The 13,368-nt window shown below is 71.7% G+C and carries 12 protein-coding genes and 2 pseudogenes; 7 read left to right on the plus strand and 7 right to left on the minus strand.

The genetic code is table 11. From position 1 onward, the window contains the following. The first annotated feature begins 5 nt into the window (after positions 1-5). The gene (locus tag ACZ6BB_RS05940) at positions 6-947 is read left to right on the plus strand and encodes an LLM class flavin-dependent oxidoreductase (RefSeq protein ID WP_471614070.1); all 942 of its coding nucleotides are present in this window, start codon (positions 6-8) and stop codon (positions 945-947) included. A gap of 58 nt (positions 948-1,005) precedes the next feature. On the opposite strand, the gene ACZ6BB_RS05945 is transcribed toward ACZ6BB_RS05940, so the two are convergent. From ACZ6BB_RS05945 to ACZ6BB_RS05960, 4 genes are all read right to left on the minus strand, one after another. Then, positions 1,006-2,703, minus strand: coding sequence for an amidohydrolase (locus tag ACZ6BB_RS05945; RefSeq protein WP_471614071.1), 1,698 nt, complete (start codon positions 2,701-2,703; stop codon positions 1,006-1,008). A gap of 118 nt (positions 2,704-2,821) precedes the next feature. Next, a complete protein-coding gene (locus ACZ6BB_RS05950) occupies positions 2,822-3,814 on the minus strand; it encodes an ABC transporter permease (protein WP_471614072.1) in 993 nt (330 codons plus the stop codon). Next, positions 3,811-5,478, minus strand: a complete 1,668-nt coding sequence (locus tag ACZ6BB_RS05955; protein ID WP_471614073.1) for a sugar ABC transporter ATP-binding protein — start codon at positions 5,476-5,478, stop codon at positions 3,811-3,813. The genes ACZ6BB_RS05950 and ACZ6BB_RS05955 overlap by 4 nt, the downstream gene beginning before the upstream one ends. A 9-nt stretch (positions 5,479-5,487) precedes the next feature. Further along, positions 5,488-6,525, minus strand: coding sequence for a sugar ABC transporter substrate-binding protein (locus ACZ6BB_RS05960; protein ID WP_471614074.1), 1,038 nt, complete (start codon positions 6,523-6,525; stop codon positions 5,488-5,490). 237 nt (positions 6,526-6,762) lie between these two features. On the opposite strand from ACZ6BB_RS05960, the gene ACZ6BB_RS05965 reads away from it, so the two are divergent. Both ACZ6BB_RS05965 and ACZ6BB_RS05970 read left to right on the plus strand, forming a co-directional pair. Then, positions 6,763-7,791 carry a helix-turn-helix transcriptional regulator gene (locus ACZ6BB_RS05965; protein WP_471614075.1) on the plus strand — a complete coding sequence of 343 codons (1,029 nt, stop codon included), beginning with the start codon at positions 6,763-6,765 and terminating at the stop codon, positions 7,789-7,791. A gap of 23 nt (positions 7,792-7,814) precedes the next feature. After that, positions 7,815-8,390: a flavoprotein gene (locus ACZ6BB_RS05970; protein WP_471614076.1), complete on the plus strand. Its 576-nt coding sequence runs from the start codon at positions 7,815-7,817 to the stop codon at positions 8,388-8,390. 148 nt (positions 8,391-8,538) lie between these two features. On the opposite strand, the pseudogene ACZ6BB_RS05975 reads toward ACZ6BB_RS05970, so the two are convergent. Next, a pseudogene (locus ACZ6BB_RS05975) lies at positions 8,539-8,631 on the minus strand (hypothetical protein); the annotation flags it as partial. A 1,136-nt stretch (positions 8,632-9,767) separates the two neighbouring features. Between ACZ6BB_RS05975 and ACZ6BB_RS05980 the strand changes: the two are divergent. After that, on the plus strand, positions 9,768-9,980 hold the full coding sequence (locus ACZ6BB_RS05980) for a hypothetical protein (RefSeq protein WP_471614077.1): 213 nt from the start codon (positions 9,768-9,770) through the stop codon (positions 9,978-9,980). A 30-nt stretch (positions 9,981-10,010) separates the two neighbouring features. Continuing rightward, on the plus strand, positions 10,011-10,907 hold the full coding sequence (locus ACZ6BB_RS05985) for a nuclear transport factor 2 family protein (RefSeq protein WP_471614078.1): 897 nt from the start codon (positions 10,011-10,013) through the stop codon (positions 10,905-10,907). A 97-nt stretch (positions 10,908-11,004) separates the two neighbouring features. On the opposite strand, the gene ACZ6BB_RS05990 is transcribed toward ACZ6BB_RS05985, so the two are convergent. After that, positions 11,005-11,562 (minus strand): TetR/AcrR family transcriptional regulator, encoded by a 558-nt coding sequence (locus ACZ6BB_RS05990; RefSeq protein ID WP_471614079.1) that lies wholly within the window; start codon positions 11,560-11,562, stop codon positions 11,005-11,007. Positions 11,563-11,633: 71 nt separating this feature from the next. Between ACZ6BB_RS05990 and ACZ6BB_RS05995 the strand changes: the two genes are divergently transcribed. Then, positions 11,634-12,548 (plus strand): FAD-dependent monooxygenase, encoded by a 915-nt coding sequence (locus ACZ6BB_RS05995; protein ID WP_471614080.1) that lies wholly within the window; start codon positions 11,634-11,636, stop codon positions 12,546-12,548. 17 nt (positions 12,549-12,565) lie between these two features. Here the strand turns inward: ACZ6BB_RS05995 and ACZ6BB_RS06000 are convergent, their stop codons facing one another. Then, entirely contained in the window at positions 12,566-13,054 is a 489-nt protein-coding gene (locus ACZ6BB_RS06000) for a GNAT family N-acetyltransferase (RefSeq protein WP_093909516.1), read from the minus strand. 117 nt (positions 13,055-13,171) lie between these two features. Between ACZ6BB_RS06000 and ACZ6BB_RS06005 the strand changes: the two are divergent. Next, positions 13,172-13,368 (plus strand): annotated as a pseudogene (locus ACZ6BB_RS06005) (IS982 family transposase); the annotation flags it as partial.

The following is a 13,368-nucleotide window of genomic DNA, read 5'->3' on the forward strand; positions in this document are numbered from 1 at the left end:
CCGCCATGAGCACCACCCCCCGCATGCTGCTGGTCCTCAGCGAGAACTGGACCCTGACCGGCGGCCGGGCCGACCTGCCCGCCGCCGTACGGTGGGCCCGTGAGGCCGAGGACGCCGGGTTCGACTCCGTCATGGTCAGCGAACACATCGTGCTCGGCCCCGACGCCGCCGCCGACGGCATCATGGGCAACCCCCGCGACTACGCCCTCCCCGGCAACCAGGACCCCTACACCCCCTGGCCCAACTCCCTGCTGCTGCTCGCCTCCATCGCCTCCGTCACCGAGCGCCTGCGCCTGGCCGCCGCGGCCGTCCTCGCCCCGCTGCGCCACCCCCTGCTGATGGCCCGGGAGCTGGGCACCCTCGACCTGCTCAGCGAGGGTCGGCTGCTGGTGCAGCCCACGGTCAGCTGGAGCAAGGACGAGTACGACGCGCTCGGCGTGCCCTTCGGCAGGCGCGGCCGGCTGCTCGACGAGCACCTGGAGGTCTGGGCGAAGGCCTGGGGACCGTCCCCGATCTCCCACGACAGCGAGCACTACCCCTTCCGCGACGTCTACTTCGAGCCCAAGGCGTACCGCCCCGAGGGCCCGAGGCTGTGGTTCGGCGGGCAGCGCCTGCAGGGCCCCGTACTGCGCCGGCTCGTCCGGTACGGCCACGGCTTCCACCCCCTCGGACGGCCCACCCCGGACGACCTGAAGGCGCTCGACGAGGCGATGGCCGCCGCCGGACGCGACGCCGCCGCCCTGGAGATGATCGGCGGCACCCAGGCGGTCTTCCCCGACGACCACGCCCCCGCGGACCTCGGCGCGGCCCTCGCCTCGATACCGGAACAGCTGGAGCAGGGCTTCACGACCTTCTGCGTCAAGCCCAACCAGTTCATCGACGACCCCGACGGCGTCGGCGCCTTCTGCAAGGAGGTCATGCGCCGGGTGGAGGCGTTGACGGGCTGAGGGCACGGCGGGGGGCCGGTCCCGCGACTCGCGGCACCGGCCCCCGAACACACACCGCTCAGCGCTCGAAGACGACCCCGCCGTCGAACACCGTCATGTCCACCCGGACCTCCGTGATCTCGTGCGGGTCGAGGTCCAGCAGCGGCCGGTCCAGGACGCACAGGTCGGCCACCTTGCCCACCTCCACGGACCCCTTCCACACCTCGGCGAAGTCCTGCCGGGCCGGGTTGACCGTGTACGCCCGCAGAGCCTCGGCGAGTTCCACGCGCTGTTCGGGCCCGCTGACCCGGCCGCTGGCCTTCGACTCGCGCAGCAGCATCCCGGCGACGCCCTGCCGCCAGTCGGGCTCGGTGATCGGCGCGTCCGAACTGGCGCACACCGCCAGCCCCGCGTCGAAGGCCGAGCGCGCGGGCCACTGGTACGCCGACCGCTCCGTGCCCACGACCTCCGCCATCAGGTCGGAGATCGTCCACTTGATCGCCGGGTTCATGTTGACGCCGTAGCCGTGCGCGGCCAGCCGGGCGAGGCTGTCGGCGCCGATGAAGTCGCCGTGGATGACGTAGTGCCGGGCGTCGTCGCGCGGCACGGCCTCCTGCGCCGCCACGAACGCGTCCACCACCAGATCGATGGCCCGGTCGCCGGTGACGTGGACGCCCAGCTGGTAGCCGGCCTCATGGGCGACCCGGATCATGTCGAACAGCTCGTCGACCTGCAGATCGGGCGTGCGCCCGTGCACACACAGGGAGCCGTGGCCGCCATCGAGGTAGGGCTCGTTCATCCAGGCCGTACGGTTCGGGGGCACCCCGTCGGCGAAGATCTTCACGCCGATGGCGTTCAGCAGCCGGGGGTCCGCGGACTCGGGGCGGTGGAGCTCGGTGAGGCCCTTGCGGACGTCGTCGGCGGAGCCGCCGATCGGCGCGGGCAGCAGCAGGACGCTGACCCGTGCGTGCAGCGCGCCGGCCGCGGCCAGTTCGGCGTACGCGGTCCAGTTGTCCGTGCTCAGCCCGCCGAACAAGGTCTCGGAGCCACCGGGGCCGAGGCCCGGCTCGGTGTAACTGGTGATGCCGCGCGAGTGGAGTTCGGCGACGACGCCGCGGATGGCCCGGCGGCGCTGGGCGACCGTGGGGGAGGGCAGGGCTGCCTGCAGCAGGACGCCGGCGGCCTCGCGCAGGATGCCGGTGGGCGAGCCGTCGGCGTCGCGGTCGACGACTCCGCCGTCGGGTGCCTCGGTGCCGGCGTCGATCCCGCAGCGGCGCAGGGCCTCGCCGTTGGCCCACACCATGTGCTGCGAGAAGTCGGTCAGACAGACGGGGTGGTCGGGCGCCACCGCGTCCAGGTCGGCGCGGTGCGGGAGGCGGCCCGGCTCGGCGAGGCACTCGGCGAGATAGCCGGGGTCCCAGCCCAGGCCGACGATCCACTCGCCGGGCGCGGCGTCGCGCACCGCCGCGCCCACCACCCCGGCGATGTCGGCGATCGAACCGACCGCCGGGTGGCCCACGTCGAGGGCGAAGGGCGGCTTGGACAGGCCGTACGCGGCACCGTGCAGATGCGAGTCGTTGATGCCCGGCAGCACGGTCCGCCCGGCCAGGTCGACGATCCTCGTCGCCGGTCCGGCCAGCGCGCGCATCTCGGCGTCCGTGCCGACCGCGACGATCTCCCGGCCGCGCACGGCCACCCCCTCGGGGACCGTGAATCCGGCGTCGACGGTGATGACCTGACCGCCGGTCAGGACGAGGGTGGGGGAAGTGTCGCTCACGAGGGCCTCTCCGAGATGTCTGGGTGCGGATGCGGATGCGGATGCGGATGCGGATGCGAGGAAGAGTGGGGGTGAGGGGACGGGCGGGGGCCGAGACCGGGAGACCGGGGGACGGTGGTCACCGGGTCGTCCGTGGGCCGAAGAAGGCGAGCGCGGCGCCCGCCACCAGGGCCACGCCCTGAGCCATCTGCTGCCAGAACGTCGGCACGCTCAGCAGTGTCAGCCCGTTCTGCAGGCATCCCAGGAACAGCACGCCGAGCAGTACCCCGAGAACCGAACCGGAGCCGCCGCTCAGCGCGACCCCGCCCAGCAGCACCGCCGTGAGCACGGTCAGTTCGAAGCCCGTGCCCGAGGTGCCCGCGACCACGCTGTCCAGCACGGACGCCTTGATCGCCCCGGCCAGCGCGGCGGCCGTACCCGTGACGACGAACAGCGCGAACGGCGTACGGCGGACGTCGATACCGGAGAGGTACGCGGCCTCCCGGTTGACCCCGATGGCGAACACGTGCCGTCCGGTCGGCGTGTACGCCAGGAACAGTGCCCCGGCGACCAGGACGGCGGCGGCGACGACCACGGGCGCCGCGACCCCGGCGATCCGCGCCCCGCCCAGCCACGCGAAACCGTCGCCGAAGCCGCTCAGCGGCAGCGGGAAGAGCTGCTGGGCCAGGCCCCGCACGGCCGCCAGCATGCCCAGCGTCACGATGAACGGCGACAGCCCCAGATAGCAGCAGAGCACCCCGTTCACGGCGCCGACCGCCGCGCCGACGGCCAGCGCCCCGAGGACGGCGACCACGGGCGACTGGGCCTGCTCACCCGCGAGCCGGCCCGCCGTGAGGGCGCCGAGCGCCAGCGTCGAGCCGACGGACAGGTCCAGATAGCCGCTGATCACCAGCAGGGCCAGGGGGACGGCGACGATCGCGAGGGCGGCCGCGTCGGTGGCGATGCCGCGCAGGTTGCCGGGGTCGAGGAAGCTGCCGGTGGACAGCTGGAACACCAGCACCAGCAGGGCGAGGACGACGATCAGGGGATTGCGCCGCAGCGTCGCGAGGCCGTGCGCGGCCAGCGCGCGCGGGCCGGGGACGACGCGCTCGGCGGCGGTCACGGTGGTCATGCTGCTCCTTCGTGGGACGGGGCGGGGGACGCGGGGGGATCGCCGTCCGGGACGCGGTCCGGCGGCCGTTCCGACGGTCCCGCGTCGTGGACGGCGGCCAGCAGGGACTCCTCGGTGAGTTCGGCGCCGGAGAGTTCGGTGACGATCCGGCCCTGGTCCACCACCAGACAGCGGTGGGCGAGAACGGCCGCCTCCTCCGGGTCGCTGGAGGCGAACAGCACGGCGGTGCCGCGCTGTCCGGCGAGCGAGGACACGACGTCGTAGATCTCCTGGCGGGCGCCGACGTCGACGCCCTGGGTCGGCTCGTCGAGGAGCAGGACGTCGACGGCACGCGCCTCGTTGATCCAGCGGCCGAGCAGCAGTTTCTGCTGGTTGCCGCCGGAGAACGCCGAGGCGGGCAGCCCCGGCCGCGCGGGCCGCAGCCCGACCGACTCGGCGAGCGAGCCGAACACCCGTCGCTCGGTTCCGAGCGCGCGCACCCCGCGCCGGGCCAGCGTCCGCACGCTCGGCAGCAGCACGTTGTCCTGCGCGCTCAGGCCCGCGAACAGCCCCTGTGCCCGCCGGTCGGCCGGTACGAGCGCGATGCCGGCGGCGAGCGCGTCGGCGGGACGGGACGCGGAGACGGCCCGCTCACCGACCCGGACCGCCCCGCCGGACGCCCGGCGCCTGCCGAACAGGGTCTCCAGCACCCGCGTCCGCCCGGACCCGATGAGCCCGTACAGCCCCACGATCTCCCCCTCGGCGACGGTCAGGTCGACGGGTCCGAAGCCGGGGCCGCGCAGACCGCGGACGGTGAGGCGGGCGGGTGCGGCGCGACCCGGCCGCCCGGGTGGGGCGACGTCGGCGACCCCGCTCCCGCCCGTGGCCGCGCCCGTGTCCGTACCGGGCGGGGGCGCTGCCGCCCGCCCTCCCGTGATCGCCGTCACCAGGTCGCGGCGGTGGTGACTCCCCGTCGCCGCGTGGTGGGCGACCCGGCCGTCGCGGAGCACGGTCACCGCGTCGGCCAGACGTTCGACCTCCGCCAGGAGGTGGGTGACGTAGACGATGGCGAGGCCCTGGGTGCGCAGGTCCTCCACCCGGGTGGCGAGGGCGTCGCTCTCGGTGCCGGAGAGGGCGGCCGTCGGCTCGTCCAGGACCAGCACCGAGGCGCTGCGGCTGAGGGCCTTGGCGATCTCGACCAACTGCTTCTGCCCCATGGGCAGTTCACCCACCCGGTCGCGCGGCGAGCAGCTCGCGGCGACCCGGTCGAGGAGTTCGGCGGCCACCTTCTCCTGGGCCCGGCGGTCGATCCGGCCGTACCGGGTCCACTCCTGGCCGAGGAAGATGTTCTCGGCGACGGTCAGCGAGTCCACGACGCTCAGCGTCTGGAAGATGATCGCCACCCCGGCCGCGATCGACTCGCGTGGACTGAGCCGGGCGTAGGGGACCCCACCCACCTCGATCGTCCCGGCGTCCGGCGGGAACGCCCCGCCGAGACACTTGATCAGCGTGGACTTGCCGGCGCCGTTGTGCCCGAGCAGGGCGTGCACCTGCCCGGCGGGCACGGTCAGGTCCACCGCGTCCAGCGCCCGCACCCCGCCGAAGGACTTGCTCAGGGAGGTGATCCGCAGATTCGGCGGGTTCGCCGCTCCCGCCGTCCCGTGTGTGCCGTTCGTGTCGGCCATCGCGCGGCCCTACCCGTTCTGGGCGAGCAGCGCGTCGATCTCCGCCGTGTCGCCGCGCCGGACCAGCTTGACCGGCACGTCGACGCTCGGGTCCGCCTTTCCGGCGGCGACCGCGAGCGGCACGTCGACGATGGCGTCGGAGATGTCCTGCGGGGCGAGGGCGGCGGAAGCCCGGTAGAACGTGCCCCGCTTGATGGCGAGGAGGGAGGGGGCCGCACCGTCCTGGCCGCCGACGAACGTCTTCCGGTCGCCGTTCTTGCGCCCCGCCTGCTGCAGTGCCTTGAACCCGCCGTACGCCGCCGCGTCCGTGACACCGAGGATGATGTTCAGATCGGGGTGCTTGGCGAGCAGCGCGGTGGACTTCGACAGGCCCGTGTCGGGGTCGATGGCCTGTTCCTGCGCCACCACGTCGACACCGGGCGCGAGCTTGGTGAACGCGTCGATCATGCCCTTGGTGCGCTCCCTGCCCAGGTCGATCGTGTTGTCGACCAGGAACGCGATCTTCCCCTTCCCGTTCAGTGCCTCCGCGGCCCACTTGGCGGCCGACTCACCGAGCAGCGTGCCGCTCTCGCGGAAGCTGAACCGGATGTCGGCGCTCTGGCTCTCCAGCGTCCCGCCGTACGTCACCCAGATCAGGCCGGCGTCGAGCGCGGCCCGGGCGATCGCCTCGGTGGCCTCGAAGACCATCGGGAACGACACGATGGCCTGCGTCTTCTGTGTGACCCAGGCGTTGAGGTTGCTGGCCTGGGTGTCGGGGTTGCTCGCGTCGCTCGTCGTCAGCAGCTTGACGTCGTGCTTCTTCGCGGCGGCCGTCGAGAGCTTCACGAGGGTGCTGTAGAGCGGGATCTGGGTGAAGGGATAGTCGAGGCCGATCTGGGTGAGCTTCCTCGTGGAGGGGGACGCGTCCGCCGCCTTCGCCGAGCCGGAGCCGCTCTCCGGGGCGCTGCAGCCCGTGGCGGCCAGTCCGGTCGCGGTGAGCGCTCCTGCGGACCAGGCGAGGAACTGCCTGCGCGAGGCCGGGGTGACGGAAAGGGGGCGTCTGCTCATGGCGGGGATCTCCAAGGGTGGCGGGGCCCGCCGGCGGCGGGCGACGTGCTGTGCCGAACAGGAAAGACCCCGGCGCCCCGCCCCACCATCCGTACAAATACCGAGTGCGCGCGGCGGACGAGGGCGGTCGGTCGCGCGGGTCGGGGACCGGTGTGTGCCTTGTCCACCTATCGGGACCCTTCTATCGTTAGGAGCCAAACGACCTGACCGGTCTCGGGGCGGCCCCGGGAGGCTCGCATGCTCACCCACCACCAGCTCGCCGCCGCCGCCCGCATCGGCATGCTCACCCGTGAACGCGACACCGCCTCCGCCTGCGCCGAGGCCCTCCATGAACTCGGCCGCGCCCTGCCCCTCGACGCCGCCACCCTCCTGGAGATCGACCCGATCACCGGCACCCACGTCCAGGTGGCCGGCGTCGGCTACGACGCCGAGGTGTCCGCGGCCCTCGCCGCCGAGTTCGTCTCGACCCCCTGGTACGCCAACGTCCTGCGCAGCGCGATCCCGCCCTCCATCAGCGAGGACGTCGAGGACCCGGGGGAGCGCTACCGCGACGGCTGGTTCTACGCCGAACGCATGCGTCCGGCGGGCGTCCGCGACGCGGTGACGGGCGCCCTGCACCACCACGGCCGCCTCGTCGGCCTGATCACCCTCTCCACCTCGACCCCCGACGCCTACGACACCGACACCCGCCGGCTGCTCGCGTCCCTGCTGCCCGCGCTGGGCGTCCTCACCGACCCCACCGCCCACGCGGGCGCCCTCACCGACCTCCCGCCGGAGGGCGGGGCGAGCCTGGCCGTCGCCGACGACATCCTCGAACTCCCCGGCCGGGAGCCCGCCCTGGTCCTCCGGGACACCGAATTCCGCCGCCTGGTGCGGGCCTTCGCCGACTCTCGCGGCACCCGGCTGCGCCTGCTGTGGCCCGTCGGCTCCCAGTGGCACCGGGTCACCGTCCGTCGCCACACGCTCGGCGCGGCCGTCGTCCGCCGGGCGGTCCTCGTGCACGAGACGCCCGCCCCGCTGCCGTACGGGCTCAGTCCGCGCGAGCTTGAGGTGCTCACCCGGGCGGCCACCGGCATGACCAACCAGGCCATCGCCCAGGCGCTGTTCCTGTCCCCGCGCACGGTGCACACCCACGTCGAGCATCTGCTGCGCAAGACCGGCGCCGCCTCCCGCGCCGAGGCCACGGCCCTCGCCGTACGCGACGGACTGCTCCGGCCGACCGCCGAGGACGTCGAACGCTTTGTCGAGGGATCGCCCGGAGGGTGATCCGGGTCGACTAGGGTCGACGGGTGACTGCCACCGCGAACACGGCCGGCGCCCGCTCCGGGCAGAACGGGAGACCCTTCCTCTACGTCGTCGTCTGTGCCGCCGGCATCGCCGTGGAGGTCAGCAAACTGATCACCGCCGCGCAGGAGCGGGACTGGGAGGTCGGGGTCATCGCGACGCCCGTCGCCCTGGGCGGGTTCTTCGACACGGCCGCGGTCGAGGCGCAGACCGGCCGTCCGATCCGTTCCGCCTGGCGCCGGCCGGGCGACCCGCGCCCCTTCCCGCCGCCGGACGCCGTCGTGGTCGCGCCCGCCACCTTCAACACCGTCAACAAGTGGGCCGCGGGCCTGGCCGACACCCTCGCGGTCGGCACCCTGTGCGAGGCGTCCGGCCTCGGTGTCCCCATCGCCGTCCTGCCCTGCGTGGCCGACGCGCTCGCCGCCCATCCGGCGTACCGCGCGAGCCTGGAGCGGCTGCGCGGCATGGGAGTCCGGTTCGGTGACCCGTACGCCGGTGAGGGCGTCGACGACGGCGGGCGCGGGGAGTTCCACTGGGAACGGGCGCTGGACCTGCTGGAGGCGGGGGGCGAAGGGCCCTAGGACATGTACGGGAAGGGAAGGCCGCCGTATGTGTCATGGTCAGGCCGAGCACTCCGGTGCCGCGGCGGGCCAAGGCGCGGGCCGTGCCGGCCGGGGCGTGACCGAGTTCGCGTGCGGCGGCGAGCACGCGCCGGCCTGATGTCCCGGACCGCCGTCCGGTGCCGTTGAGCGCGTTCGACACCGTGGCCGTGGACACCCCCGCCCGTGCCGCCACGGCGCCGAGTGGGACGCCGCCGGACACGCGAACTCGTCATCTGTGTACCCATGCACCCCAGCAGCCTCATCAGGCTTGTGGTTAACACCTTAATCACGCAGCGTACCCGGCAACAGTGGCCGGAACGACGGCTCCCGGGTGAGGAGTTATCAGATGTCAGATGTTCTCGACGGCACTTCCGCGGCACCCGCGGACGGCCCGCTGCACCGGCGGACGTTCCCCGCCGCGGCCGGGGCGGGCGCCCTCGCGGTGGCCGGTGCCGCTCCGGTCGCCCGGGCCACGACCGGCCCGACCCCGGCGCGTGTGGCCACCGTGGTGCTGAACGGGCGGGTGTTCACCGGAACCACCGGCAGCACGCGAGCGCAGGCGGTGGCCGTCGGCACCGACGGAAAGGTTGTCGCGGTCGGCGGTGGAGCAGTTCCGCGCGAGGATCCAGGAGATGCTGGACGCCACGGCGGCGCAGGACCTGCAGGAAGAAGACGGCCGGCGCGCTCCTGGCCGCGGGCATCACGTCCTTCCTCGACGGCCGGCTGCCGTTGTGGGTCCGTGCCGAGTTACCTGGACATCGACGGTCTGGTGGCCCAGCGGTCGGTCATCGACCGGCCGGCCCAAGAGGCCGGCCGGGATCCGTCCACGATCGACGCGGTCCTGCGGGTCAACATCGACCCGCAGGACACCACCTCACAACAGGTCGCGGATGCTCTCAAGGCGGTCCATGAGCGCACCGGCATCGAACTTCGTGATCGACTCCATGTACGCCGTCCACAGCGTCGACGGAGCCATCGCCCTCGCCGCCGAGCTGATCGAACCGGCAGGCAAGGGCTGAGCGTCGGCCATTCCGACCGGGCGAGAGCGCCCCGCCGACCCGTGTGCTCAGCCATTCGCACACCGCGTGTCGCAGGAACACGGGTCGCCACAGCGGGGCGGGCAGGCTCCTGTTACCCACCGTCGGGGCCGACCGCTGCGAATGACCGCGGGGCCGGACCGGCCGCCGCGCAGCCGTGATCTCGTCCGGGATCGCAGTACGCGCGTAACGGATGCGGCATCACCTTGGGTGTGGGCGACGTGACCATCGAGAAGGTCACGCAGTAAGTCGCACGACGCGGGTGGCAGCGGGTGTCCGGAACCTCGGGCATCCGCCCCGACGCAGCGTTGGAGATCCTGTGCGCACTGACCGCGACCGCCGAACTGCACGCAGGGTCATCGGCGGCAAGGACATCCTCGCCGAGGCGGTGACCTGGGCGTACGCCAAGGCCCGCGTGCGGGTGCGCTACCTGGACGACTGGCGTACCGACCACTTCTTCGGGCTGCGAGGTGCACTGCGGCACCAACACGGTCCGCTCCGCCGGCACCTGCTGGTGGAACTCCCCCACTAGAACCGAACTGACCGTACATAGGAGATTCAAGTGAGATACCGGAAGACGCTGCCATGGATCGGGCTTGTTGCCGTGGCCTGCTTCGCGACGGCCTGCAGCAGCACGTCCGGCACCGACCCGGCCGCCCCGTCGACGACGTCCGCCGCGGCCCGCTCGGCGTCGGACTCCGAGAAGCGGAACAAGGCGCTCGTCCTGCGCCTGTACTCGGAGGCGTTCAACAAGGATGAGACCGACGTCGTGAAGGAGCTCGTGGCAACCGACTACGTGCAGCACGACAAGTCGGTGCCCGGCGGGGCCGAGGGGCAGATCAAGCAGTTCAAGGACGTCAAGGCGAAGATTCCCGGTGTGGTGGCGACCATCAAGCACGTGGCCGCCGACGGTGACCTGGTGGCCGTGCACTGGCACGCGTCGGCCACCCCGAAGAACGAGGCGACCGGCCAGGCCAAGGCCGACCTGTTCCGGGTCGACAACGGCAAGCTGGTCGAGCACTGGGGCATCACGCAGACCGTGCCGAAGAAGACGGCCAGCGGGAACTCGCTGTTCAGCGACGTGTACCGGTACCCGAACGGGGAACCGACGGTGTCCGAGCAACAGGAGGAGAAGAACCGGAAGTTCGCGGTCGACGCATACCGCAAGCTCTCCGACGGTGACGCGACCGTGATCGACAAGAGCTGGGATCCTCGGTACTACCAGCACAACCCGATCGCCCCGAACGGAACGGCCCCGCTGAAGCGGTTCTTCCAGCAGAACACCCAGGACGCCCCCTCTCCCAGCAGCACCGGAGGCGGCGGGACCCGGTTCGGCAACACCCTCGCCGACGGGGACCTGGTGTGGGTCTTCAGCTCCGACTACGTCGTCGTGGACCTCTTCCGCGTCGTCGACGGGAAGATCATCGAACACTGGGACGTCGTAGCCGCCGGGCAGTAGCCCTTCAGTTACCGATCGCTTCGGAAATGAGGTGCGTAGGCGGCGGAGACGGCCGAGGCTGCCGGCTGGTTCGAGCGGGACCACGGACGCCTGAGGCCTAACGCAGCGCGGCGGCGACCAGTCCTTCGAGGGCTTCGCGCTGTACTTCGCCGCCGTTCACCAGTCGGTCGAAGACCAGTCCGTCGATGCAGGTCAGCAGAGTGTGAGTGCGGTTCTCGACGTCGGTCACGCCGTGCTTGGCGAGAAACAGCCGGACGGCCTCGCGGCCGGCGTTCTCGCGGGGCACGAGAATCTCGCGCAGTTCTTTGTCGCGCACGCTCTCGACGGCGCAAGCATGGCGGGCGAGCGAGCGCCGGCGGCCCTCGCCGGTGAGTCGCTGTCGGGTGAGCGTCACCATGCCGTCCACCAGGTCCTCGACGGTACGCAGGGGTGGAAGCTCGTCGGCCGTCGTTTGAAGTTCCGCTTGGTCGAGTTGGACCAGGTGTCCGACGAGTCCGGTCAACAGTGCGGCGCGGGTGCGGAAGTAGGCCGAGGTCGTGCCGGGCGGCATGGCTGCTCTGCGGTCCACCGCACGGTGGGTCAGGCCGCGCATCCCTTCGTCGGCGAGGACGTCGAGAGCTGCGTCTGCAAGGAGGGTGCGCCGAACCGAAGCCATAGTCCCCTTTCTACACCCGTAGAGAATCGGGATAGAGTTTCTTCTACAAATGTAGAAGAGGGGGCTCCGGTATGGGGAACACCGCTGTGGTGGTCGGAGGAGGGATAGGCGGGCTAGCCGCCGCAATCGGCCTGCACCGCATTGGATGGGACGTGACGGTCCTCGAGCGTTCGTCCATGCTTGAGGACGCGGGGGCAGGCATCTCATTGGCTGCCAACGGCCTGCGGGCACTGGACGAACTCGGCGTCGGCGGGGCGGTTCGGGACGCCTCGCGAGGCCAGTACAGCGGCGGCACCCGGACGCCCCGGGGCGGCTGGCTGGCCCGGATGGACGGCTCGGCACTGGAGAAGGCGGTGGGCACGCCGATCATGGGCATTCCCCGTTCCACCTTGCCCCGACTGCTACGCGAGGGCTTGCCCGCCGGGTCACTGGCGATCGGCTCCGAGGCGACAACGGTCGAGCAGGTCGGCCCGGGGACAGTTCACGTCAGCTACAGCACCACTGCCCTGGAGGCCGATCTGGTAGTGGCGGCCGACGGTATCGGCAGCAAAGTCCGCAGCCAACTCTTCCCAGACCACCGCGGCCCGGTCCACAGCGGCTCGACGGTGCTGCGCGCGATCACCGAGCACGCGGTCGATCTGCGTACCGACTTCGAGCTGACCTGGGGCCGAGGCGCGGAGTTCGGACACATCGCATTCCTGGACGGGAAGGTGGAGCTGTGCTTCACCCCGACCAACGCCTCCTGGGCCAACCCGATCGAGGCTCACTTCGGACCGCTGCGGCAGTTCACCCTGGCCAACTCCCACCATCCGAACCACAGCGTCCAGACCCGTGCCCTGCACGCCCACCTGCGCCGGCGCAACGCCAACGCCCGCCACCCCGAAGTCCTGGCCGCCCAACGCCGCGAGCGTGCTCGTATCCGCGGCGAGAAAGGCATCCGGTGGGGCAGACCCCCCACTCAGCCGCAGCATGACCGGGCCCGGTGATCCGCCCCCGTCACTACTCAGCGATTACCGACCCGGCTTGGTGCCAACTCGGCGATGACCTCATCACCATCAACTGCTCCCGTCGGCACGAAACCCAGCGATGTGTAGAGCCGTCCGGCAACAGCGTTGTCCGGCTGATATGCCAGCCGGATCGTCCAGCAGCCCTCCTGCGCCGCCAACCAGCCCGTCATGGTCAGCAGAAGGGCGCGGCCGAGGCCCTTGCCCTGCTCGGCGCCATCGATCAGCATTCCCCCGATCCAGTGCGAGCCGTCCTCGTCCAGACCCCACATGACGTGTCCGACGACCGCGTCGTCGGCGTAGACCGCCAGCGAGTTCCAGCTGTCCTCACGCATCGACAACAAGAGGTAGCGGGCTGCCATCGCGGGGACATGACTTCGCTGCTCGTCGAGAGGCACGATGTCGGCGACCTCGCGCCAGTTCTCGTCGCCCACCTCCCGTAAGGTGACGCGCCGTCCGGTCCGGTCGAAAAATCCGCGGTCAATCATCCGATGAGACTACTGCTCGCAGTTCAGCGACCCGGCGAACCTATGCGGTCACAGCACTAGACGAGTAGTTCCTATTGCGGGGTTCACGGACGCAGGGAGGGTGTCCAACATCGGGTTGTGACGACCGAGTTAGACACCCTCTTGACCGCACTGTACGTGCACATCGACGACCGCTTGAAGACCTCGCGCCGACGTGGCCGACCGCCCCGGCTGACCGACGCGGAACTGGTCACCCTGGCCGTGGCCCAGGCCCTGCTGGGCTTCCACTGCGAGGCCCGCTGGCTGCGCTTCGCCCACGCCCACCTGCACGGCCT

It is taken from the genome of Streptomyces sp. NPDC041108 (assembly GCF_055592645.1).

What these genes read in the sequence shown, in the direction of transcription:
- ACZ6BB_RS05940 (WP_471614070.1), top strand. Translation starts at nt 6, where the DNA reads ATGAGCACCACCCCCCGCATGCTGCTGGTCCTCAGCGAGAACTGGACC.
- ACZ6BB_RS05955 (WP_471614073.1), bottom strand. Translation starts at nt 5,478, where the DNA reads ATGGCCGACACGAACGGCACACACGGGACGGCGGGAGCGGCGAACCCG.
- ACZ6BB_RS05950 (WP_471614072.1), bottom strand. Translation starts at nt 3,814, where the DNA reads ATGACCACCGTGACCGCCGCCGAGCGCGTCGTCCCCGGCCCGCGCGCG.
- ACZ6BB_RS05965 (WP_471614075.1), top strand. Translation starts at nt 6,763, where the DNA reads ATGCTCACCCACCACCAGCTCGCCGCCGCCGCCCGCATCGGCATGCTC.
- ACZ6BB_RS05960 (WP_471614074.1), bottom strand. Translation starts at nt 6,525, where the DNA reads ATGAGCAGACGCCCCCTTTCCGTCACCCCGGCCTCGCGCAGGCAGTTC.
- ACZ6BB_RS06000 (WP_093909516.1), bottom strand. Translation starts at nt 13,054, where the DNA reads ATGATTGACCGCGGATTTTTCGACCGGACCGGACGGCGCGTCACCTTA.
- ACZ6BB_RS05995 (WP_471614080.1), top strand. Translation starts at nt 11,634, where the DNA reads ATGGGGAACACCGCTGTGGTGGTCGGAGGAGGGATAGGCGGGCTAGCC.
- ACZ6BB_RS05990 (WP_471614079.1), bottom strand. Translation starts at nt 11,562, where the DNA reads ATGGCTTCGGTTCGGCGCACCCTCCTTGCAGACGCAGCTCTCGACGTC.